At 62.3% G+C, this 21,049-nt stretch carries 18 protein-coding genes; 7 read left to right on the top strand and 11 right to left on the bottom strand.

What is annotated here, in order from left to right:
* Window positions 1-79: 79 nt before the first annotated feature.
* The 6 genes from ACSQ2A_RS17935 to ACSQ2A_RS17910 are packed head-to-tail and all read right to left on the bottom strand — an operon-like array spanning window position 80 to window position 6,639.
* Window positions 80-1,912 carry an ABC transporter substrate-binding protein gene (locus tag ACSQ2A_RS17935; protein ID WP_436073333.1) on the bottom strand — a complete coding sequence of 611 codons (1,833 nt, stop codon included), beginning with the start codon at window positions 1,910-1,912 and terminating at the stop codon, window positions 80-82.
* Between the two features lie 58 nt (window positions 1,913-1,970).
* The gene (locus tag ACSQ2A_RS17930; RefSeq protein ID WP_436073332.1) at window positions 1,971-2,861 is read right to left on the bottom strand and encodes an ABC transporter ATP-binding protein; all 891 of its coding nucleotides are present in this window, start codon (window positions 2,859-2,861) and stop codon (window positions 1,971-1,973) included.
* Entirely contained in the window at window positions 2,858-3,682 is an 825-nt protein-coding gene (locus ACSQ2A_RS17925; protein ID WP_436073331.1) for an ABC transporter ATP-binding protein, read from the bottom strand. Before ACSQ2A_RS17925 ends, ACSQ2A_RS17930 begins: the two co-directional genes overlap by 4 nt.
* On the bottom strand, window positions 3,679-4,518 hold the full coding sequence (locus ACSQ2A_RS17920) for an ABC transporter permease (protein WP_436073330.1): 840 nt from the start codon (window positions 4,516-4,518) through the stop codon (window positions 3,679-3,681). The genes ACSQ2A_RS17925 and ACSQ2A_RS17920 overlap by 4 nt, the downstream gene beginning before the upstream one ends.
* Before the next feature lie 4 nt (window positions 4,519-4,522).
* A complete protein-coding gene (locus ACSQ2A_RS17915; RefSeq protein ID WP_295411618.1) occupies window positions 4,523-5,521 on the bottom strand; it encodes an ABC transporter permease in 999 nt (332 codons plus the stop codon).
* A 2-nt stretch (window positions 5,522-5,523) separates the two neighbouring features.
* Window positions 5,524-6,639: a glycoside hydrolase family 172 protein gene (locus tag ACSQ2A_RS17910; protein WP_436073329.1), complete on the bottom strand. Its 1,116-nt coding sequence runs from the start codon at window positions 6,637-6,639 to the stop codon at window positions 5,524-5,526.
* A gap of 359 nt (window positions 6,640-6,998) precedes the next feature.
* Here ACSQ2A_RS17910 and ACSQ2A_RS17905 point away from each other — a divergent pair, with 359 nt between their 5' ends.
* On the top strand, window positions 6,999-8,003 hold the full coding sequence (locus ACSQ2A_RS17905; RefSeq protein ID WP_436073328.1) for a LacI family DNA-binding transcriptional regulator: 1,005 nt from the start codon (window positions 6,999-7,001) through the stop codon (window positions 8,001-8,003).
* A 72-nt stretch (window positions 8,004-8,075) separates the two neighbouring features.
* Here the strand turns inward: ACSQ2A_RS17905 and ACSQ2A_RS17900 are convergent, their stop codons facing one another.
* The 5 genes from ACSQ2A_RS17900 to ACSQ2A_RS17880 all read right to left on the bottom strand — a co-directional run bounded on the left by ACSQ2A_RS17900 (window position 8,076) and on the right by ACSQ2A_RS17880 (window position 14,907).
* A complete protein-coding gene (locus ACSQ2A_RS17900) occupies window positions 8,076-11,423 on the bottom strand; it encodes a hypothetical protein (protein ID WP_436073327.1) in 3,348 nt (1,115 codons plus the stop codon).
* A 280-nt stretch (window positions 11,424-11,703) separates the two neighbouring features.
* Window positions 11,704-12,756: a MotE family protein gene (locus tag ACSQ2A_RS17895; RefSeq protein ID WP_436073326.1), complete on the bottom strand. Its 1,053-nt coding sequence runs from the start codon at window positions 12,754-12,756 to the stop codon at window positions 11,704-11,706.
* On the bottom strand, window positions 12,753-13,202 hold the full coding sequence (locus ACSQ2A_RS17890) for a DUF6468 domain-containing protein (protein ID WP_295411613.1): 450 nt from the start codon (window positions 13,200-13,202) through the stop codon (window positions 12,753-12,755). The genes ACSQ2A_RS17895 and ACSQ2A_RS17890 overlap by 4 nt, the downstream gene beginning before the upstream one ends.
* A 14-nt stretch (window positions 13,203-13,216) precedes the next feature.
* On the bottom strand, window positions 13,217-14,383 hold the full coding sequence (fliM, locus tag ACSQ2A_RS17885) for a flagellar motor switch protein FliM (protein WP_295411612.1): 1,167 nt from the start codon (window positions 14,381-14,383) through the stop codon (window positions 13,217-13,219).
* Window positions 14,383-14,907 carry a flagellar basal body-associated FliL family protein gene (locus ACSQ2A_RS17880; protein ID WP_436073325.1) on the bottom strand — a complete coding sequence of 175 codons (525 nt, stop codon included), beginning with the start codon at window positions 14,905-14,907 and terminating at the stop codon, window positions 14,383-14,385. The genes fliM and ACSQ2A_RS17880 overlap by 1 nt, the downstream gene beginning before the upstream one ends.
* Before the next feature lie 290 nt (window positions 14,908-15,197).
* Here ACSQ2A_RS17880 and flgF point away from each other — a divergent pair, with 290 nt between their 5' ends.
* The 6 genes from flgF (at window position 15,198) to ACSQ2A_RS17850 (ending at window position 21,010) form a co-directional block, all read left to right on the top strand.
* The gene (gene flgF, locus ACSQ2A_RS17875) at window positions 15,198-15,935 is read left to right on the top strand and encodes a flagellar basal-body rod protein FlgF (RefSeq protein ID WP_295412250.1); all 738 of its coding nucleotides are present in this window, start codon (window positions 15,198-15,200) and stop codon (window positions 15,933-15,935) included.
* Window positions 15,936-15,950: 15 nt separating this feature from the next.
* Window positions 15,951-16,736: a flagellar basal-body rod protein FlgG gene (flgG, locus tag ACSQ2A_RS17870; protein ID WP_295411610.1), complete on the top strand. Its 786-nt coding sequence runs from the start codon at window positions 15,951-15,953 to the stop codon at window positions 16,734-16,736.
* Window positions 16,737-16,748: 12 nt separating this feature from the next.
* Window positions 16,749-17,696 (top strand): flagellar basal body P-ring formation chaperone FlgA, encoded by a 948-nt coding sequence (flgA, locus tag ACSQ2A_RS17865; protein WP_436073324.1) that lies wholly within the window; start codon window positions 16,749-16,751, stop codon window positions 17,694-17,696.
* A 15-nt stretch (window positions 17,697-17,711) separates the two neighbouring features.
* On the top strand, window positions 17,712-18,449 hold the full coding sequence (gene flgH, locus ACSQ2A_RS17860) for a flagellar basal body L-ring protein FlgH (protein WP_436073323.1): 738 nt from the start codon (window positions 17,712-17,714) through the stop codon (window positions 18,447-18,449).
* Between the two features lie 211 nt (window positions 18,450-18,660).
* Entirely contained in the window at window positions 18,661-20,160 is a 1,500-nt protein-coding gene (locus tag ACSQ2A_RS17855; protein ID WP_436073322.1) for a carboxypeptidase M32, read from the top strand.
* A gap of 412 nt (window positions 20,161-20,572) precedes the next feature.
* The gene (locus tag ACSQ2A_RS17850; protein ID WP_436073321.1) at window positions 20,573-21,010 is read left to right on the top strand and encodes a curlin; all 438 of its coding nucleotides are present in this window, start codon (window positions 20,573-20,575) and stop codon (window positions 21,008-21,010) included.
* Window positions 21,011-21,049: the final 39 nt, after the last annotated feature.

Here is a 21,049-nt window from a genome sequence, read left to right as displayed (position 1 = left end):
CGGGGGGACCCGGCCGCTCCTATTCGCCCTACTGCGCGGCAGCGGGTTCGAGCTTGGCGGCGATGAACTTGAAGTTGCTCTACCACCACCACGGGCCTTCGTAGTAGTTGTCGGCGGAGGGGTAGTTCGTCCAATAGGTCTCGTTGACGGGGACGAACTTGGACGTACCGAACATTTCGATGGCTGGCAGGCCCTCGACGAGCTCCTTGAGGATGTCGGTACCGAGCGGCACGATCTGCGGGTCGTCGGCCGGGATGGTGCGCAACTTGTCGATCAGGGCACTGAGTTCGTCATCGACATAGCGGCCCTGATTGGACGAAGCGGGCGTGCCATTCTCACGGACATAGTCCTTGTGCCAGCCCTCCATGCGTACAAACGGATCCGGTACGATTCCGCAAGACATGCCCCAATAGGAGCCCACTTCATAGTCGCCGGTATTTTCAGCGGTGAAGAAGGCACCGGCCTGCATCTGCTGCACCTGGGCGGGGATGCCGAACTGCGTCCATTCATTGGCAACAGCGAAGGCGAGGCGCTGGGATTGTACCTCGAAATCGGCCGGCGCCAGGATGTTGATGGTGAACGGGGTACCGTCGGGCTTCTTCCAGACTCCGCCATCATTGGTGAAGCCCACGTCGAGCAGCAGCTTGGTTGCCTGTGCCGGATCATGCTTCCACCAGCCAACGCCGAGGAGTTCGCGCAAAGCTTCAGGGTCTTCGGGAATATTCTCAACCCCTTCCGAGCGCAGCCGCTCGCCGAGGCGCACGGCATAGTCGGGGTCAAAGGGCTTGTAGCCGTCCTCGAGCGCGAATTCGCTGAGCCATTGGGCCATGGGCTGGTGGTAGGTGTCCATCAGCACAGTGGTCGGCGGCATGGCGAGGGGAGAAGCGCGCATCATGCCCGAGAAGGTCGCGATGCTGGCTTGTTCGGCATTGATGGCGAGGGCCAGAGCCCAGCGTGTGCGGGCGTCGTCATAGGGCGCTTTCGATGTGTTGAAATGCATGCCGCGCTCGCAGGGATCGTCGAGATTGGCATAGGGGAAGTCGGTGAACCAGCCGCGCACCTTGTCGTTCTGGCTGCGCAGGATATCGAGGCTTTCGGGCGAGATATCGGTGAGAATGTCGATCTCGTTGGACGCCATGGCGAGGACGCGGCGCTCCTCCGTGCCATAGCTGCGGAACAGCACATATTGCGGCTTGGGCTCGCCCACGATCTGACCGACATCGGAATTCTGCCAGTCTTCGCGCTTCTCCCAAAGGAACCAGGTGCCGTTCGGATCGTGGTCCTTGTATTTGTAGGCGCTGATGCTCACCGGCGGAAAATTGGGGAATGTTGCCGGGTCCTGCCCCTCCCAGACGTGCTGAGGCACGACGTGGAAAGGATTGCCGTAGATGACGGAGCCAAGGACGATCGAGAGGCGTGGTGTCGGCTTGGTCGTAGTGATCTCGACGGTATGGTCATCCACCTTGGTTATCGAGGCGATCTGCGCCGCATAGGCAGCGCTATAGCCAAGCGCCGGGGTATTGCGCAGCATCTGGTCAGTAAAGATCACGTCGTCGGCAGTGAAGGCTTCGCCATCGCTCCAGGTCAGCCCCTGCCGCAGCGGCACGGTAAAGACGGTGAAATCCGCGTTGGGGATGGGCATTTCGGCTGCGAGGTCCGGAATCTGCGAGCCCTTGGCCGTGTCGATGTCATAGAGCAGCGCGCCGGCCATCTGGTGATAGCCGTGGTTGGTGGTCACGCCCTGCTGATACATGTTCATGTTGGTCGGATTGCCGACGCGGGCGTTGAGCATGTCGACGATCAGCGTCTCTGCGCGTGGCGTTCCGACATCGGTCATTTCCTGGGCCCAGGCCGGCGCGAGGGCGCCGGAAAAGGCGGTGCCGCCCATGAGTATGGCGAGCCCGACTGCCATCAAGGTTCTCTTCGGGCGGTGCGCTTGAATTAGTGACATGATTTCTCCTCCGTTTGTTTCAGGCGTTAGCCGGCGGCTGGATTGATCCAGTCTTTTGCCGGGATGATTGGGATGGATAGGCACGGTCGATGGCGTCGAGCTCGCTCCAGCGCTCCCCCACTGTGGGGATCGCTGCCATGAGTTCGCGCGTATAGGCCTCGCTCGGATGATCGAGGATGTCGGTGGGCACGCCGCTCTCCACCACGCGGCCGCGGTTCATGATCGCCACCTGATCGGAGAGGTAGTAGGCCGTGGAGAGGTCGTGGGTGATGTAGATGAACGAGACGCCCTGCTCTTCCACGATGGTGCGGAAGAGATTGACGATGGACATGCGCAGGCTCGCATCAACCATCGAGACCGGCTCGTCGGCCACGATCAGCTTCGGCTGCGGGATGAGGGCTCGCGCCACGCTGATGCGCTGCAATTCGCCACCCGAGAACTGGCGGATGTATTTGCCGCGGATACGATCGAGGCTGAGATTGACCGAACGCAACGCCCTGTCAGCCAGGCGATCTGCCTCTTCGACCGATTTGGCTACTTTGAGATTGAGCGCGGTGCGCCTGAGATAGTCCTCGATCGGCAGATAGGCACTGAAGGCTTCAAAGGGGTTCTGGAAGATCGGCTGCACCAGCCGGCGGAATTCGAGATTGTCGATCCGCCCTTCCTTGCCGGTCAGCGGGCGTCCCATGAGGCGAATGTCGCCTGCGCTCGGTTCCACCAGTCGCAGCACCATGCGCGCAAGCGTGGTCTTGCCCGAGCCCGATTCCCCGACGATGGAGAAAACCTGGGGCTTTGCCGGAAGAACGAAGGACACATCGTCAACGGCCTTGAAGACCGTGCCGCTGAAGAACCCGCCCTTGCGATAGGACCGGCTGACATTGCGAACTTCAAGAATGGGAGCGTCGCTCATGCGCCCGCTCCCACCCGATCCACCGCTCGCTGGCCGTGGAGGCGCGGCAACGAGGCGATGAGATTGCGGGTATAGTCGTGCTGAGGATTGGCGAAGATGTCGGCGGTGCGCCCGGCCTCAACGATCCGGCCCTTGTACATGATCACCAGCCTGTCGGTGATCTGGTAGTGGACGCCGAGATCGTGGCTGACCAGGACGAGCGTATTCTGCAGCCGCCGCTGGATTTCGACCATCATGAGAAGGATCTTTTTCTGCACCACCACATCGAGTGCCGTCGTGGGTTCGTCGGCGAGGATGAGGCGTGGATTGACGAAGGCAGCGATGGCGACAAGCACGCGCTGCCGCATGCCGCCCGAAAGCTGGTGCGGATAGGCGTCGAGCACGTTTTCCTCGAGCCCGAACCCGGCAAGGAAGGTGGCAATCCTCTGGCGCAACGCCTTGCGACCGCCGCCACGCTCGCGCTTGGGCAGGCCATCGATCACCTGCTGCTCGATCTTCATGAGCGGGTTGAGAACGCTCATCGAGCCCTGCGGGATGTAGCTGATCTGGTCCCACCAGAGATCGCGGAACTGGCTCGATGGTTTTTCGATCACCTGGCCGGTCGCGGCATCAGTGAAGCGGCCTTTGATGGTGCCCGACTTGATGCCAAGGCCGGTGGAAAAGTCGCCATAGACGGCCCGCATCAAGGTTGATTTGCCCGATCCGGATTCCCCGGCAATGCCGATGATTTCGTTGTCGCCGATTGTGAGGCTCACTTGGTCGACTGCGGTGATGAAACCGGCCGTGCCATAGCCGACAGTGACGTTGTCGATGCTGATCATACGCTCATCCTCCGGGCGGCGGACTTCATGGAGAGGCCCGAGGAGACAAGGAAGAGACCAATGAAAAGGAGGACGATGGCGATCACGGGAGAACCGATCCAGACATATTTGCCGCCGAGCAGCGCCTGATAGTTGATGGCCCAGTAGATCATGGTGCCGAGCGTTGCCTGTTGGGCGCTCGAGAGACCGATCACGGCAAGGGCGCTCTCGGTGGAGATGCCGACGAGAACCGTGTTGATGAAATTGGCCGCCGACCAGCCCGCGATATAGGGGAAGATGTGCCGCACGAGGATGCGGGTGCTCGACTCCCCGCAAAACCATGCGACGTTGATGAACTCGCGCTCTCGCATGGTGAGCGCCACGGCGCGCACCTGGCGGGCCGGATAGGGCCAGTTGAAGACAACGAGCAGCAGGCCGACGATCGGCAGCGCCAACTGCCCACCGAAGAGGGCCGCCATCAGGATCAGGATGGGTAACGTCGGGATGCAGAGCAAGGCATCCATGAAGAAGCTCAGAACCCGATCAAGCCAGCCTCCGGCATAGCCCGCGGCCAAGCCGAGGAACACGCCGATAACAGTCGAGAGCCCGGCGACGATCAGCCCAAGGATGATCGAATTGCGTAGCGCGTAAGTGAGGAGCCAGAACACGTCCTGGCCGAGGCTGGTCGTCCCGAGCCAATAGGCTGCGCTGGGGTTCTGGTTGCGCGGGGCCGAATACCAGACGAGGGGATCGCCGGGTGCCAGCCAGGGCAGGATGCCACCGACGACGATACAGACTGCCAGGAGCAGAAGGCCGAGATAGAGCCGGAACGGCGCATGAGTGAAGAAGCTGCGCATCGGTCTACCTGTGCCGGATACGAGGATCGAGAAGGGGATAGATGAGGTCGATGATCATGGTCGCGGTGGCAACCGCGATCACCGACAGGCTGATCGTGCCCATGAGCAGGTTGAAGTCGCCCTGCAGCACGGCGGTGTAGATGAGGAGCCCCAAACCCGGATAATCGAAGAGGATTTCGGTGATCAGCGAGCCGTTGAACATCAGCCCAATCTGCAGGGCGAGAAAGGTGATCTGCGGCAGGAGGGCATTGGGGAGGATATAGCGGGTAAGGATGCGGCCATCGCTCAGGCCCTTGAGCCGGGCATAGCGCGCGAACTCCTCTTCCTTGAGGGCCGTCGTTTGTGCCTTGACGCTGATCACCCACCAGCCGAACACCACGATGACGATGGACATGGCCGGCAGGAACGAGTTCCAGACAATGCTGGAGACCAGCTCCCAACTCCAGGGCGCACCGCGAATGGTGGTGGTGAGCGGAAAGATCTTCCAGACATAGGAAAAGAGGATCGAGAGCACGAGCGCCAGGATGTAGTAGGGGATCGGATAGAGGCAGATCGCGATCCCCTCCATCACCCGCGAGCTATTGCTGTTGGGCCGCCAGCCGGAGAGCAGGCCGACGAAATTGCCCAAGACCCAGGCAATCAATGTCGAGCTCAGCAGGAGACCGAAGGTCCAGGGCAGCGCATTCCAGATCAGCTCCATCACCGGGGTCGGATACATCGAGAGCGATGGCCCGAAATCGGCGCTGAAGATGATGCGATTGACGAAGGCGCCGTATTGTTCCCACAGCGAGCCGCCGAGCCCAAAAGTGTCGATCAGGGACTGGCGCAGTTTGTCGACCTGTGCGGGGTCCATATAGGCGCCCTGCGAGGCAACCTTGGCCAGCATGGCCTCCACCGGATCGGTGGGGCCAAGGCGCGGCACGAAGAACAGCACGGTGAGCGCGAAGACGATCACCAGCGCATAGACCACGAGCCGCCCAGCAATGTAGCGGAGCAGATGCATGGTCAGATGATCTCGAGATAGTCGCGGTCGGGCAGTTGCGAGAATGGCGCCGCCGGCAGGGTCTGGTACCAGAAGGCGACCGAGGCGATATCGTCCTGCAAGGGCAGATAGCGGCGGCGCTGCTTTTCCGTGCGCCAGCCCAGGGCCTGGATCGTCACACGCAGATCGCTGTCGAAGCGGATCGGGTCATGGATATGCCAGCGATACATGCCGAAGCGCGTCTGGCTCTGATAGGTGCCATCAGGGCGCAGCACCTGCGGCAAGCCGGCATAGGGCGTGGTGAACTCGCGGTAGCGGCTGTCCATGGTGGCATCCACAACCCCGCCGTCGAAATTATACGCACCACAGAAATAGTCTTCCGTGCCGGTGCCACAGATGGTGGGGAATTCCTTGTCCCCATCCATGAAGAATTTTATCTCGCCCTCGCCCCACCAGCCAGCATTGTTGACGCCCCAGGCCATATAGGTGCCGACATACTGGCCCTTGCCCGTCACACCATCAAGGATGGTGTAGTCCTCCTTGAAAGGCAGCGGATTGGTGCGACGGAACTGAGCATGGAAATAGGCGGCGTCTTCGGGCACATCGGCCAGCGCATAATTGACCTGATAGTAAATGATGCCAAAATCATCGGGGTCGCGGTTTTCGATGGTGATGCGGGCGCGCTTCTTGAACGGCATCTGCCAGTAGCAGTTGAACGCGCGGCCGGGATTGACGCAGACGGCGAGCGAAGTGACCTGCGCAAAGCGGTTCCAGCCCGAGCAGAAAAAATCGCCGATCGGCGCTTCCACCGAAGGATGCTCCTGATCGTCCCAGTAGATGCGCAGGATCAGGTCGCGCCAGCGCAGGTTGGCCGTGGTCAGCCATATCTGCTGGATGGCACCAGGCCCTTCTATGTCGGCGAGGACGCGCGTTTCCTTGGCTTCGATACGAATGGAGGGCGAGACTTTCCAGCCCTGCCCGAGGCCGCGGGCGCATTCGGCACCCGTGCCCTCGGTGGCCATGCCGCCCCTGCCCTTTTCACCGGTGAAATTCTCCGGTGAAATGGAGCGCGTCTTGGCTTGAGACAGGCGATAAAGATTACCCAGATTGACGTCGAGGCCGGAAAAGGGAGCGTTCATGTGGTATTCCGCAGCGTTAGGGCAACAACCATCCGGTCGCGCGCCGATGGGCGCTCGTTGCGATGGCTCGATGAAGCAAAGACATGACTGCGCAGCGCCGGGCGGCAGCTGCGAGAGACATTTGCGATGAAGAAGAAGAGGTCGGCCGAGGCCTTACGTGACAGAGTCGAAATGCAACATCGATGTCCTCCCGATGGCGAGATGGATTGCCGGCTTCTTGTCCGTGCTAACCCATTTCCATCCCGTCGACAGCGTCTGGCCGCCATCCGACGCAGTCACCATAACAAGCAATTTCGCTTTTGCAAATGCATTCACAAATCAATTTGCAAATCGATTTTGCCAATGATAGCGATCCCTGTATGACAACGATTTCCAAGGTTGCCGAACGCGCGGGCGTCTCCCGCACCACCGTTTCGCATGTGCTCAATCACGCTGACCGCGTGTCCGAGCACCTTCGCACCCGCGTCCTCGCGGCGATCGACGAAATGGGCTATGTGCCCAATCCCCAGGCCCAGAGCCTGCGTACTGGCCGCACCAATATCGTGGCCCTACTCATCCCCGATATCCGTAACCCATTCTACCCGGAGCTGGTCAAAACGGCGCAATCGGACCTCGAGGCCATCGGCCTCGACACCATGATCTTCAACTCGGACGTGCCTGGTGGGCACCCCCAAGACCACAACCGCGAATATCTCCGGCAGATCCGCAACAAGCGCGTTGATGGCCTTATCGTCGGCGACTTCGCGCTCCACCGCATGCATGACGAGCTACTCAAGCTCGATATTCCTACCGTCTTTATCGGAGACCTTCCGAATCGGGCCGTTGACAGCGTCAAGATCGACGATTTCGGCGGAGGCTATGCCATGGGAAAGCTACTTGCCTCCAAGGGACACCGTCGTGTTGCTCACGTCACCGGGCCAGCGCATTTCGCCGAGGCAATGGCGCGGGCGGATGGCCTTGAGAAGGGTCTTGCCGATGGCGGCGCTCCTCCTTTTGCCGATCTGCGATACGAAGGCACCTATCTCGCCCCCTCGGGCGAGGAGGCGGTGGACTGGCTGGTAGAAACTCACAAGGGCGACATGCCCAGCGCCATTTTCTTCGCCAACTATCTCATGGCGATGGCGGGCCTGGCGCGCCTGCACGATCACAACATCCGAGTGCCCGAAGACATCGCCGTCGCGGTCTTCGGCGACCAGCCCGAAATGCGCTACGTGCGCCCCACCCTGACGAGAGTGGGGGTTGCGCCATCTGCACTCGCGCATCGGGCCGTTGCAATGCTCATCGAACGACTGAACGGGGTCTACACGGGCGAGGTCAGAGCCGAAGTTTTGGAATGCGCCGTGAGAGAGTACGCCAGCGCCTGACAATGGTCGCGACCTCGCCTTCGTCGAAGCCGAATTCGGCTCCGTCCCGGCCTATCTCGCCCTGATCGGCCCCTACTCGCTGAGCGAAGCCACCGAGCCGGCGTCCTCTTCCGTTGCCGATACCGGCGTCAGGGCGCCCTGGCTTTCGTAGACTTCGCGATAGGCGGCGAGGAAGGTTTCGAGGCCGTCGACGGCGGCGATCTGTTGAGCCACCTGGCGGAACTGGGTGCTCGTGACTTCGATCGGGCCGGTGACATAGTCAAACATCGGCCATTCCGGAGAATTGACCATGGCGTCGGAATACTTTGAGCGCAGGCGCGCGAGGCCGGCAGCGTCGTTGGAGAGAGCGTAGCCGACGCCGGCCTGCAGGATGCCCATGCGGGCGGCCTTGGTGAGCGGAACACCGGCAGGGGTCGCGCCGTAAAGGGCTTCGATGAACTGGCCGGCCTGGGCGTAGCGCTTGGCCTGCCAATGCGCGTCGATGCGCATGAGTTCGACATCCTGGCCGGTGAGCTCGCGCACGAGATCGAGCGCGAGCTGGTCGCGGCCGCCATCGAGCAGTGCGCGGGCTTCGAGGATTCGGCGCTGGCGGGCCAGCGTGCCGGAGAGGTCCGGCAGGCGCGTATCGTTGAGCACGCGCATGGCTTCGGCCGGCTTGTGCTCGGCAAGGTAGATGACGGCGAGGTCGGAGGCGACTTCGGTGCGGGCAACGCCGCGCAGACGGTTGTCGAGCTGGTATTGCAGCAGCTCGGCAGCCTGGGGCAAGAGGTCAACGCGCACGAGACGGCGCGCGAGATTGCGGATCATTTCGTCGCCGCGGGCGCCGGGCGGCGTCAACTGGCGGAAATCGTAATAGATACCAAGCGCTTCGACGGGGCCGATGGAGTCGGCGAGACCGTTGAGGAAGAGGTCGTTGAACATGCGCTGAGCGTGGTCGCTCAGGGCCTGTACGTCGCGGCTTTCCGGATCGCTGGCAACAGCAGCCATGACCGATTCAAAACCCTGGCGATATTCGCCGGTGCGGAAATAGAGATCGGCCAGCATGCCCTGCATATCGGCGCCGAGGGCGTCGCCGCGCCAGAGCAGCGCTTCGGCGGCAAGGGTCTGCGCGCCACGCACGACATCGAGGCGCTTCTGCTTATCGAGAATACCGAGCGTGCGGTAAACCGCTTCGGCGCGAGCCGGACGGACTTCGGTGGCGATGGCCTGGCCATACATGTCGATGGCCGCGTCAAGACGACCCTGTTCTTCGGCAATGCGGCCGGAGAGCAGGCTGAATTCGCCAACCTGATCTTCGCTGAGCGCAGCAAAGACCACGTCGCCGATCATTTCCTGCGCCTGATCGGCATAGTGTTCTTCGACGGCCGCGCGGGTGGCGGCCAGCAGGAACATTTCGCGCGCCCAGGACGGGTAGCTGTCGATGATGGAATAGGCCTGGGTCGCATCGGCGCGGGCGCCCGCATAGTCGCCGTTCTGCGAGCGGGCGATGGCGCGCCAGAACATGGCGTCGACGTCCTGGTCCATGCCCGAGGCATTGAGGCGCATCAGCGCGTCCTTGGGGCGGCCGGCCATGATATTGGCGACGGCTTCGCTCATCTGGACCTTGCTGAGCACTTCCTCGTTGCGCTGGGTCTCGCTGATCACGCGCAGGATGCCCAGCGCCTCGTGAGAAAGCCCATTGGCGATGAAGAAATTGGCGAGGTCGAGCCGTGCCGTATCGCGGGCACGACCATCGCTGGCGGCTGCGGCGGCTTCGAGCTCGTCACGCTGCTTGGCGAAAAGGGCAAAATCGGGCTGCTGCAGCGGATCGAAATCGATGAAGCTGGCGCGCTGGCTCGGGGCCGACGAGGGAAGGTCCTGGCGGAGCGTGTCGGTGGACGACACTTCCAGCCCCTCGTCTGCCGTGATGACCGCGAGGGCGTTTTCGAGCGCCACTTCGAGATTGTCGGCCTTGGGGCGGATCACGAGGCCATGGACGCTCTGCAGGGCGGAGAAATCCACATAGTCGAGCGAACGGGTAATGCCGCGGGCGGGCGGATAGGCGGTGATGACGCTGAGATGATCGCCGACCAGCGGATCCTGGAAATCGTGGACGCGGCCGGGGCGCACGAGATTGGCGACCATTTCGAAGTCGCCGCGCATGTCGCGACGACGGGTCAGCTCCATGGGTTCGGTCGGCGCCATCATGACGTCGCCGAGCGAAAGAACCCAGGCCTGGCCCTCGGAGCCGATGGTGGCGAGCCGATCCTGCGAGAGGTCGATACGAACGACCTGCGCATCGTCGACCGTGGTGACGACGAATTCGCTCGAAATGGCGGAGAGCTTTTCGAGCTCCTCGGGAAGCTGGATGGCGCTGTGCGTATCAAAGACCATCCAGACGGAATCGCCGCGGCGGAAAATCGCGGAGGGCGTTTCCTGCACGAAGGGGAAGACGACGCGCACGGTGCTGCCCAGCGTCGTGATGAAGGGGGTGATCTTTTCAGGGTCGGTGGCGGTCAGGTCGCTACCTGTCGCAGCCACGCCGGGCTGCTGCCCCTCGACGGCCGGCGCGCCAGCAGGCGCTTCCGTGGCCAGGGCGGCGGCGGAGAATTCAGGGAGCCCCTCGCCCGCAATATCGATGTCGAGGACATACTGGTTGGGTCCGGTCGAATAGAATCGCGGGGTTACGCCGCGGCCGAACTTCAGCTCGACGGCGCTGCCATCGAGGGTGACCTCATTTTTCGCCGAGACGATTTCGGACGGCAGATCGGTCAGCAGCTCGCGCAGGTCGATACCGACCGGCCATTCGAAATCGATGCGGCCTTGCTCGCCGGAAAAGTCGAATTCGCCGCCGGTGGGAATGGTCCAATCGAACTGCAAGCGCATGAAGGTTGGATTGCGGCCGATGCGGAGACTGGCGATCGGGTTCTGCTCGGCGACGACCTGCGCCTTGCGCTTCTGGTCATCGCGTAGCGCGATGCGCTGGGCCTTCTCGGCCATTTCGTCGAGCACATCCTGCGGCAGCGGTGGGGGCGAACCCTGCCAGTCGGGCGGCAGAAGGTCGATGAACAGCTTGGTGCCTGCTTCGGTGCGGTTGAAATTGAGCGTGGTACGAAGACCGATGCGCAGGCCCGTGCCGGTCGGGTCGAGCCGCGCCACGGACAGATATTCGGGCATGATCGAAGCAACGTCCGGAAGCACGAGGGAGATCGGCTCGTCGAATTCGAGCGACAGCACGCCATTGCTCATGCGCATGGCATAAGCCGGCATGGTGTCCCGGTCCGGGAAGCTGACGACGAGACGGCCGTAGCCCTCTTCCTGGGTGGCGAAGAACTGCGCCTGTTCCTGGGCCATGGCCACAGAGACGGACAGGAGGCTGACCGACAGCAATGCCGCAGCAAGAATATTCCGCGGCTTCAGCCAACCCGGGTTGATCGTCATTGTCACGACTTCCATCTGCCCTGGCGCACAAGACGAGGCACCAGATTCTACTGTCGGCAGCTTAGGCAGACATGCTTAACGCGCGATTACGCCTGAGCATTTCGGGGCGAAAGAAAAGCGCCGAAGCAGGAGGCAGAGCCCGATGGCACGGCCTTTCCCAACGTCATTCCCGCGAAAGCAGGAATCGCAGTGCGGTGCCTGAAACAGCGATTCCCGCTTTCGCGGGAATGACACCGTGGGAGATGTGAAGGGGCGGTGACAGCCGCCCCTTCACTTGATCTTACTGGCCGACGATCTGCGGCAGGGCCGCGAGATCTGCCGCCTGCATCTCTTCGGGATTCTCCGAAGTCTCGGAAGCGAGTCGCACGGTCAATTCCTGCGCCCGCGCCGTATCCATCGCTGCGAGAATCGGCGCCATCTTGCGCGGCGACATCATCTTGGCGACACGCACCAGAATGTCGATTTCGAGCTGATTGAAGATGCCTGCAGCGTCCTTGGGTTTCATCGTCTGATACATGGAGACGATGGAGGTGAACTGCTCTTCTTCAAGCCTCTTGCGCTCTTCGACCAGGGTCGCGATCTGCGCTTCGAGGGCCTGGAGCGTGGCCGTCCGTTCATTGGCGCGCTGTTCGGCTGCGTCGATGAGCGAGGCGCGCAGGGCAAGTTCCTGCTCGTAGGTTTCAAGTTCGGTACGACGCGCGGCCAGACGATCGAGCAGGACTTGCTCGGTGAGCGTCGGGTCGGAGCCGCCGATGTCGACATTGCCGGTCGGCGTCGACAATTGCGGCACGGCATCGACCTGCGGCGGACAATCGCCCGAGACGACCGTGAGCTGGCCACCTTCGGATTCGCCGACGGCACGCGGAGCGCAGCCATTGAAATCGGCAACACTATTGCTGCCGCCATGCTCTCCGCTGGCAGGAGCGGCCTCGACATTGGCTTCGGCGACCTGAACCACCTCGCCTTCGGCAACCGGGGCAGTGCCGTGCTCGCCTTCAGGCGCAGGCGCCGCGCCATGGGCACCTTCAGCAGCAGGCGGGGCACCATGACCACCGGCCTCGGCCGCAGCCTGCTGGCCAAGCGTGGGAGCAGTATCGCCCAGGGTCGGGGCAGCATCCGAAAGCGTCGGCTGCTGCAAAGTGGCAGTTGCGGTGGGCGCTGCCGCGTCGCCGCCATGGCCGCCCGCAGCCTCGCCGCCACCACCACCGGCCGCCATGGCCGGGGTGACGCCCGAGAGAGCGTAGTGCCCCTGGGTAACCAGACCCACGGTCTTGAGGACCAGGAGGGCTGCCACCATCAGGATAACGACAGGGAGCAGGCGAATCCGGTTCACGCGGCAACTCCACGATTACTGACGCGCGTCGAAAGCTGTTCGAGCGCGGCGCGCACCTTGTTGGGCTGCTTGCCGTCCATACGGTCGGCCTGTTCGGCCGCCTGCGTCGGCGTGGCAAGCACGGGGTGCTGGCGGGCGACATTGGTCAGGCGCACGATGCGCTGCATCATGGCGGCGCCGGAATTGATGTGGTTGGCAAGCTCGATACCGAAACGCTCGGCTTCTTCGAGGCGCGAGCTCAGCGTCATGTCCGCTTCGACGGCGGTAGACTTGAGTTCCTTGATCGCCTGATTGGCGAGGTTGGTGGCCGTGACCAGATCGCCCACCATCAGCTTGAGCGCTTCGCGGTCAGCGTGAAGATGTGCCAGGCGGCGGTTGAGAATAACGCAATAGCCCAGGGTAAGCGCCATGAGCACTGCGACCGCAGCTTCAATGAACAATCCCATCGACAAGCCCAACATCATCGACCTTCCATAGATTCATCAATAGCCTCAAAGGCCGCCATAGTGACTTTCGGCGGATTGAGGGGGCGGGTGACCCGCACTGAAACGTAATTTCCGATATGGCCCATAATGGCCTCGGTAAGCTCGACATCGCCGCAACGCAGCAGGACCGGATCGCTCGGCGAACGCTCGAACATCACCGTATCGCCGACATTGAGCGCCAGAAGCCGCGACAGGGGCAATTCCTGTTCGTGGAGGACGGCGTCGATCTCGACGTCGGCCTGATAGATTTCCGTTGCCAGGTGCCCTTCCCAGATCGGGTCGCGGCCGAACTTTTCACCCATGAACATCTGCAGGAGCTGTTCGCGGATGGGTTCGATGGTGGCGTAGGGCAGAAGGATTTCGACCTTGCCGCCGCGGTCATCCATTTCGATGCGGAGTTCGATCAGGATGGCGGCGTTGTTCGGCCGGGAGATGGCTGCAAAGCGCGGATTGGTTTCCATGCGCTCGAGCTTGAAATTGATCTGGGTGACCGGCTCGAAGGCGCGCTTGGTGTCTTCAAGGATCACCTCGATGAGGCGCTGGGCCAGAGCCTGTTCGATGGTCGTATAGGGACGACCCTCGATGCGCACCGTGACGCCGCTGCGACGGCCACCCAGCAGCACGTCGATCATCGAATAGATGAGGTTGGAGTCGACGGTGAGGAGGCCGTAATTCTCCCATTCCTCCGCCTTGATGACCGAGAGAATGGCCGGCAGCGGGATGGAATTGAGATAGTCGCCGAAACGCACCGACGAGATGGAGTCGAGCGAGACTTCCACGTTGTCGCTAGTGAAATTACGCAGCGAAGTCGTCGCCAGACGCACGAGGCGGTCGAAGACGATTTCGAGCATCGGCAGACGCTCGTAGCTGACGAGCGCATTGTTGATCAGCGCCTGAACGCCGCTGAGCTCGACATTGCTGGCTGTGGCCGCGTCGAAGCCGAGTAGATTGTCGATCTCGTCCTGATTGAGGACGCGATCCACGCCGCCATCAGCGGCCGCATCCTGGCTGGCCTTGAGCATGGCAGCCCAGTCTTCTTCGCCGCCATCCTCACCCGGGATGTCGAAGGAAGAGCTCGGAGCGTCGATGGTGTCGAGGCCCCAGTCTTCCGAGAGTTTGTCTTGATCGGAAGGACCAGCCATCACTGCACCAGGATTTCCTTGAACAGAATGCTTTCGATGCGGGCCGGATAGACGGCAAGGTTCACGCGGCGCAGCAGCTCTTCCTTGAGGCGGTAGACGCCGGCCGAGCCTTCGAGGTCGGACTTGCGCAGCTCGCGCATATAGACCTGGAAGGCATCGATGACCTTGGCGAGCTTGGGCTGGATCTCGGTCATCATGGTCTCATCGGCCACTTCGAGCGCCACGGTGAGCTTCATGTAGTTCTGCACGCCATCGACGCTCTGCAGGTTCACCATCATCGGTTCGAGATTGAAGATGAAGGTATCGGCAGCCCCTGCCCCGTGCTCGCCCGCAGCGGCACCGTGCTCGCCGGCCGGAGCGGCATGCGCATCGGCTGCCGGAGCAGAGCTGCCCGAGGACATGAAGAAGAAGAGCCCGGCGCCTGCAAGAAGGACCACAACGGCCGCAGCGCCAATAATAATGAAAAGCTTGTTGACGCCCTTCTTGGCTGGCGCTTCACCGCCAACTTCCGCTTCCGTCGCCATAATGCCCCCGCAAGAGATAGTCTTGAGACCAGACGATTCCGGCCGCATGTCCACCTAATGCCATCTTGGTTAACGACTGGTTACTTTTAGCCCCAACCCGGCAAGTTCTGCCGAGTAGTTATTGCCGCCACACCAAAAGCACCCTCGGCAGAATTAACCTATGTAGCCACCTAACGTGTTGAAATTACACATTTTGTGGATCTGGCATGGTTTCTGCAATTCGAGAGGCGAGGCGGCAGGCTTGGGGAAGCAGGCCATCTCGGGGACTTAAGAAACCGGGGATCGAGATGATCGAGAACGCACAACTCATCAGCCTGTCGCGCCAGATGGCGCTGCAGCGCCACATGGACATGGTGGCGAACAATATCGCCAACGTTAACACCACAGGCTTCAAGGCCGAACAGCTTCTGTTCGAAGAATACAAGATGCCGGTTGCCGCCCATGGAGATTTTGCGGGCGACGATCGTACGCTCTCTTACGTCCAGGACTGGGCGACCGTGCAGGACTTTTCCGACGGCGCCATGGTCCAGACCGGTTCGCCCCTCGATGTCGCCATTGCCGGCGACGGCTTCTTTGCCGTTGAGACGGCCGGCGGCGAACGCTGGACCCGCTCCGGCGCTTTCCAGCTCAACAATGCCGGTACGCTGGTCGACCTTTCGGGCAATCCGGTGCTCGGCGACGGCGGCCAGATCCAGTTCGGCCCAGAAGAAACCGACATCACCATCGGCGCGGATGGTTCGATCTCGTCCAGCGCCGGCGCCAAGGGCCGGCTGCGCATCGTCGAATTCGAAGAGCAGCAGGCTCTCGTTCGCGAAGGCAATAACCTGATGTCCGGTGGCACGCCGATCGCCGCCACCAATTCGCGCGTACTGCAGGGCTTTACCGAAAAGTCCAACGTCTCGGGCGTGGCGGAAATGTCGGAGATGATCCGCGTGACCCGCGCCTACGAATCCATCGCCTCGCTGGGCCAGAAGCAGGACGACATGCGTCGCGATGCCATCAAGCGCCTCGGCTCCGTTTCCGCCTGACATTGAGGACCCGCCATGAAAGCTCTTTACATCGCATCGACCGGCATGAGCGCGCAGGAACGCAATGTCGAAGTCATCTCCAACAATATCGCCAACATGCGCACGCCCGGCTTCAAGCGCCAGCGTGCCGAGTTTGAAGACCTGCTCTACCAGCAGATTTCCCGCGCCGGGTCGCAGACTTCGGACCAGGGCACGCTGGTGCCGGCCGGCCTCGAAATCGGTTCGGGTGTGCGCACTGTCGCAACGCCCCGCGTGATGAGCCAGGGCAGCGTGAGCATGACCGAGCGCGAGCTCGACGTCGCGATCCGCGGCGAAGGCTTCTTCATGGTCGATCTGCCCGATGGCCGGACCGCCTATACTCGCGACGGTTCGTTCGAGCGCAGCCAGGACGGCACGCTGGTCAATTCGAGCGGCTACCAGATCACGGGCGGCATCACCATTCCGGGTGACGCCACCGGCGTTTCGATCTCGCCCGATGGCACGGTTGAAGCCTTCGTCGGCACCGCCGGCGAGCCTGTCCAGCTTGGCCAGCTCCAGATGGCACGCTTCGTGAACAAGTCGGGCCTCGAATCGATGGGCGACAACCTGTTCCTTGAAACCGCGGCCAGCGGCCCTGCCCAGATCGGCGTGGCAAACACCGACGGCACCGGCAACCTGATGCAGAACTATCTCGAAATGGCCAACGTCAATTCGGTGACCGAAATCGCCGACCTGATCGCTGCTCAGCGCGCTTATGAGATGAACGCTCGCGTCATCTCCGGCGCCGACCAGATGATGCAGGCCACGAGCCAGCTCCGGTAATAGGAGGCAAAGGTGAGCCATTTTTCCAAACTGGCCCTGGTGAGCATGCTTTCGCTCACAGCCGCCACCGTCGAGGCAGCGCCCGCGCTGCGCGGCGACGTCACGGTGACCACTCAGGTCGTCACTGTGGCCGACATGTTCGACGATGCCGGCCCGCTGGCCGAGACGGCTATCTTCAGCGCACCGGCACCGGGCACGACCGGCAAGGTGGATATCGCTGCCATCCGCTCCGCGGCCGCCCGCATCGGCATCACCAGCTTCGAGGCCAATGGCCTTTCGGCGGTGAATGTGACGCGTGCCGGCATGATCGTGGATGAGGCCCAGCTCAAGGACCTGGTGATGGCGGACCTTTCGGCCCGTGGTCTCGTCGGTCCCGGCGTCAACACCACGCTGCAGTTCTCGCGCTTCATTGACCCCATCCAGGTTTCGACCAGCGGCGTCGCCGTACGGCTCGACAGCCTGCGCTACACCGCCGGCGGTCGCGACTTTTCCGCCCGCTTTATCCTCGCCGACAACAAGACCGTGCTCGACCTGGGCGGCACGATCGACATGACCGTCGAGATGCCGCACCTGGCGGCAAACCTGGCGGCCGGCACGATCCTCCTGCCCGAACATCTGGTTATGCGCCCGGTGCCGGCAGGACAGGCCAATGCCTACGCCTTTGCGCCCATCGAGCAGCTTGTCGGCATGGCGCTCAACCGCCAGAGCCGCGAAGGCATGCTGCTACGCCTGAGCGATGTCAGCGCGCCACTGGCCGTCACCAAGAATGATCTGGTGACCATCATCTATCGGCGCGGCCCCATGACCCTGACGGTCAAGGGCCAGGCCATCACCAGTGCCAGCAGCGGTTCCAGCCTGCAGGTGCTCAATCTCATGTCCAAGCGCGTGATCAGCGCGACGGCCGTAGCGCCGGGCACGGTCGAAGTGACCGGTGCGCCCGTGTCGCTTGCCGGCCTCTAATCGGGATCGATAGCTATGAAAACCTTCAAGATCGTCACCCTGCTTACCCTGACGGCAGCCCTCGGCGCCTGCAACACGATGGATCGCCTCGCCAATGTCGGGAATGCCCCGCCGCTGACGCAGATCCAGGATCCGACCGCCATGGCCGGCTACCAGCCCGTGCGCATGCCGATGCCCGAGCCGATCGCCGACACCTATCAGTCGAACTCGCTCTACCGCACCTCGGCCCGCGGCTTCTTCAAGGACGAGCGCGCGCACCGCGTCGGCGACATCCTGACCGTCAAGGTCATGGTCGATGACAGCGCCAAGATCAGCAATACGACGAACCGTAACCGCTCCTCGACCAATTCGGCCGGCATGGGCGGGATCTTTGGATCGGCCGTTGAAAATCTCTCCGGCGGCGCCATCGACCCGGCCGCAGCGATCGACCTGACCTCGGGCATCAACGATGCCGGCGCCGGCTCGGTGAACCGCTCGGAAGCGCTGGAAACCTCCATTGCCGCCGTGATCACCCAGGTGCTACCGAACGGCAATCTCGTGATCGAAGGGCGCCAGGAAGTGCGCGTGAACTTCGAAGTGCGCGACCTGATCGTCTCGGGCATCGTACGCCCGTCGGACATCCAGGCGAACAATACGATCGCCTCGACCAAGATCGCCGAAGCCCGCATTTCCTATGGCGGCCGCGGCCAGATCACCGACGTGCAGCAGCCGCGCTACGGCCAGCAGGTCCTCGACGCCATCCTGCCGTTCTAACAATCACAGAATTCGGCGGCGCGTCGTCCCCATTGCGTGCCGTCGTTCCCCCGGGCCGATCCAGAAGGGTCGCCCGGCCGATCGGCAGAAGCCATACGGCCTATATGAGGCGCAGCTCCCCGGCTGCGCCTCTGCCCCTTTTTGGGGGCGGGCACATTGATCCCCCGCCATCTCTATGGAAAACATCTCCCGACCTTTAGGAGACCAATCCATGTCCTTCCAGAAACTCGACGCCCTTGGCCGCAAGCTTGAGGCGCTGGAGCACGCGTTGTCCATTCTCGGGGCCGACGAGGCGACCCATATGGCAGTGGGCGGTGGCGACAAGCGCGCCGAGGCCATGGCGAATCTGGCCGGCATGTATCACGCCCAGGCGACGGCGCCTGAGATCGGCGACTGGATTGCCAAGGCGAAAAGCGAAGATCTCGATGCCGACCAGAAGCTGGCCGTGGCCGAGTTCGAGCGCAGCTATATCAATGCAACCTGCCTGCCCACCGAGTTCGTCGAGCGGCGGACGGCGGCGACCATGCGCTCGGAGCAGCTCTGGCGCGATCTGCGGGCGAAGGGCGATTGGGACACGTTCCTGCCGGCGCTCGAAGGGGTGGTGGCGCTGGTGCGAGAAGAGGCGCAGTTGCGTGCCGATGTGCTCAAGCTCGCGCCCTATGATGCCCTTATGGATCAATATGATCCGGGCAATCGCGTAACCGGAATCGATCCGATCTTTGCGGATTTGAAGAGCTTCCTGAAGGGCTTTGTGCCCGAGGCTTTGGCGGTGCAGGAGGAGCGGTTGGCCAAGCGCCCGCGCAAGCAGCTCAATGGCCCCTACCCCATTGAAAAGCAGCGCGAACTTGGTCTCGCCGCGATGCGCGCCGTGGGCTTTGATTTCACCCATGGTTCACTGGCCGTATCGCATCACCCGTTCTGCGGTGGTGTGCCGACCGACGTGCGCATGACCACGCGCTATCGGACGGATGAGTTTTTGTCCTCGCTGATGGGTGTGCTGCATGAGACGGGTCATGCGCTCTATGAGCAGGGCCTGCCCAAGGACTGGTCGCACTGGCCGCTGGGCAAGGCGCGCGGCATGGGCATGCATGAAAGCCAGAGCCTGTTCGTGGAAATGCAGCTCTCGCGCAGCCCCGAATTCTGGGAATACCTGCTGCCGCTGGTCGGCCAGCATCTCGGCGAAGATGCAATTCCCGGCTGGGAGATCGCCGATATTCTCAACGAAGTGAACCATGTCGAGCGCGGCTATATTCGTGTCGATGCCGACGAGGTCACTTATCCGCTCCATGTCATCCTGCGCTATGAGCTGGAACAGGAACTGGTGGCGGGCAAGCTGGAGGCGAGCCAGATTCCGGAAGCTTGGGACGCCAAGATGACGGAGTATCTCGGGATTTCGACCATCAACGATCCCAAGGATGGGCCGATGCAGGACGTGCATTGGCCGGGCGGCGCCTTTGGCTATTTTCCGAGCTATACGCTGGGCGCCATGATCGCGGCGCAGCAATGGGCGGCGATGGAAAAGGCCGTGCCGGATGCGCGGGCACAGATGCGGCAGGGTGAGTTCGCGGCCATCAACCAGTGGCGGTCGGACAATATCTGGCAGGCCGCCTCGCGCTATTCGACGCCGGACCTGATCACGCGGGCGACGGGCGAGCCGCTGAATGCGGAGTTCTTCAAGGCGCATTTGAAGCGCCGGTACGGGCGGGCTTGAGGGGTCTTCGCGGTTATTGAGCCGCTGAAATTGAGAGTGCCGTCACCCCCTCCCGGCCTCCCCCATCAAGGGGGAGGTGTCGCATCGAGTTTTGGGGCACCATCTTGCCAAGACCACCGGCCCAGCACCTCCCCCTTGATGGGGGAGGATGGGAGGGGTGCGGGAGCCACAAACATCTGAGCGCGTGAACACCCCTCCCCAGCCCTCCCCGTCAAGGGGAGGGTGCCGCATCGAGTTTGATGAAAGCCTCTTGCGAACAACCACTTACCTCAAACCCCGGAATCATTTCCGCATTTTTCTGCCGATGAACGAATTCTGAATCCCCGCTTCAGATGCCGTTCCGGATCACACGCCTAGAACAGTCTCCATCAACAAGCGGTCGGAGGGACCGCAGCAAACCAGGAGACTTCAAATGATCCGCAAGTTCATCATTACCGCCGTTGCTGCCACCGTTATCGCCGCTTCGGCTGCCCCCGCAGCAATGGCCGGCGGCATCTATATCGACCAGACCGGTTTCGGGAATTCGGTCGGTGGCGGCCAGTCCGGCTGGAACAACACTTTTGCCGCTCAGCAGAACGGCTGGTGGAACAGCGCCGTGAGCCAGCAGTATGGCGGCAACAACGTCTCGGCCATCGGCCAGCAGGGCGTCAACAACTACGGCGACGTCTACCAGAACGGCTGGAACAATCAGGCCGGCGTCGGCCAGTTCGGCAGCAATCACAATGCAGTCGTCACCCAGGACGGCAATGGCAATGTCGCCGCCGGCGTGCAGGTCGGCAACAATTGCAACGCCAATGTCACCCAGCATGGCTCGGGCAATGTGACGGCCTTCGTGCAGGCCTGCCCGTAACCTCTGCGAAACGGGGCCGGCGCCGCCGGCCCCTTCCAT

This window comes from Devosia sp. LjRoot3 (genome assembly GCF_964252865.1).
Classification (GTDB): domain Bacteria; phylum Pseudomonadota; class Alphaproteobacteria; order Rhizobiales; family Devosiaceae; genus Devosia.
This window is presented reverse-complemented; position numbering and strand designations above follow the sequence as displayed.

What these genes read in the sequence shown, in the direction of transcription:
- ACSQ2A_RS17935 (WP_436073333.1), bottom strand. Translation starts at nt 1,912, where the DNA reads ATGGCAGTCGGGCTCGCCATACTCATGGGCGGCACCGCCTTTTCCGGC.
- ACSQ2A_RS17930 (WP_436073332.1), bottom strand. Translation starts at nt 2,861, where the DNA reads ATGAGCGACGCTCCCATTCTTGAAGTTCGCAATGTCAGCCGGTCCTAT.
- ACSQ2A_RS17925 (WP_436073331.1), bottom strand. Translation starts at nt 3,682, where the DNA reads ATGATCAGCATCGACAACGTCACTGTCGGCTATGGCACGGCCGGTTTC.
- ACSQ2A_RS17920 (WP_436073330.1), bottom strand. Translation starts at nt 4,518, where the DNA reads ATGCGCAGCTTCTTCACTCATGCGCCGTTCCGGCTCTATCTCGGCCTT.
- ACSQ2A_RS17915 (WP_295411618.1), bottom strand. Translation starts at nt 5,521, where the DNA reads ATGCATCTGCTCCGCTACATTGCTGGGCGGCTCGTGGTCTATGCGCTG.
- ACSQ2A_RS17910 (WP_436073329.1), bottom strand. Translation starts at nt 6,639, where the DNA reads ATGAACGCTCCCTTTTCCGGCCTCGACGTCAATCTGGGTAATCTTTAT.
- ACSQ2A_RS17905 (WP_436073328.1), top strand. Translation starts at nt 6,999, where the DNA reads ATGACAACGATTTCCAAGGTTGCCGAACGCGCGGGCGTCTCCCGCACC.
- ACSQ2A_RS17900 (WP_436073327.1), bottom strand. Translation starts at nt 11,423, where the DNA reads ATGACGATCAACCCGGGTTGGCTGAAGCCGCGGAATATTCTTGCTGCG.
- ACSQ2A_RS17890 (WP_295411613.1), bottom strand. Translation starts at nt 13,202, where the DNA reads ATGGGATTGTTCATTGAAGCTGCGGTCGCAGTGCTCATGGCGCTTACC.
- fliM (WP_295411612.1), bottom strand. Translation starts at nt 14,383, where the DNA reads ATGGCTGGTCCTTCCGATCAAGACAAACTCTCGGAAGACTGGGGCCTC.
- ACSQ2A_RS17880 (WP_436073325.1), bottom strand. Translation starts at nt 14,907, where the DNA reads ATGGCGACGGAAGCGGAAGTTGGCGGTGAAGCGCCAGCCAAGAAGGGC.
- flgG (WP_295411610.1), top strand. Translation starts at nt 15,951, where the DNA reads ATGAAAGCTCTTTACATCGCATCGACCGGCATGAGCGCGCAGGAACGC.
- flgH (WP_436073323.1), top strand. Translation starts at nt 17,712, where the DNA reads ATGAAAACCTTCAAGATCGTCACCCTGCTTACCCTGACGGCAGCCCTC.
- ACSQ2A_RS17855 (WP_436073322.1), top strand. Translation starts at nt 18,661, where the DNA reads ATGTCCTTCCAGAAACTCGACGCCCTTGGCCGCAAGCTTGAGGCGCTG.
- ACSQ2A_RS17850 (WP_436073321.1), top strand. Translation starts at nt 20,573, where the DNA reads ATGATCCGCAAGTTCATCATTACCGCCGTTGCTGCCACCGTTATCGCC.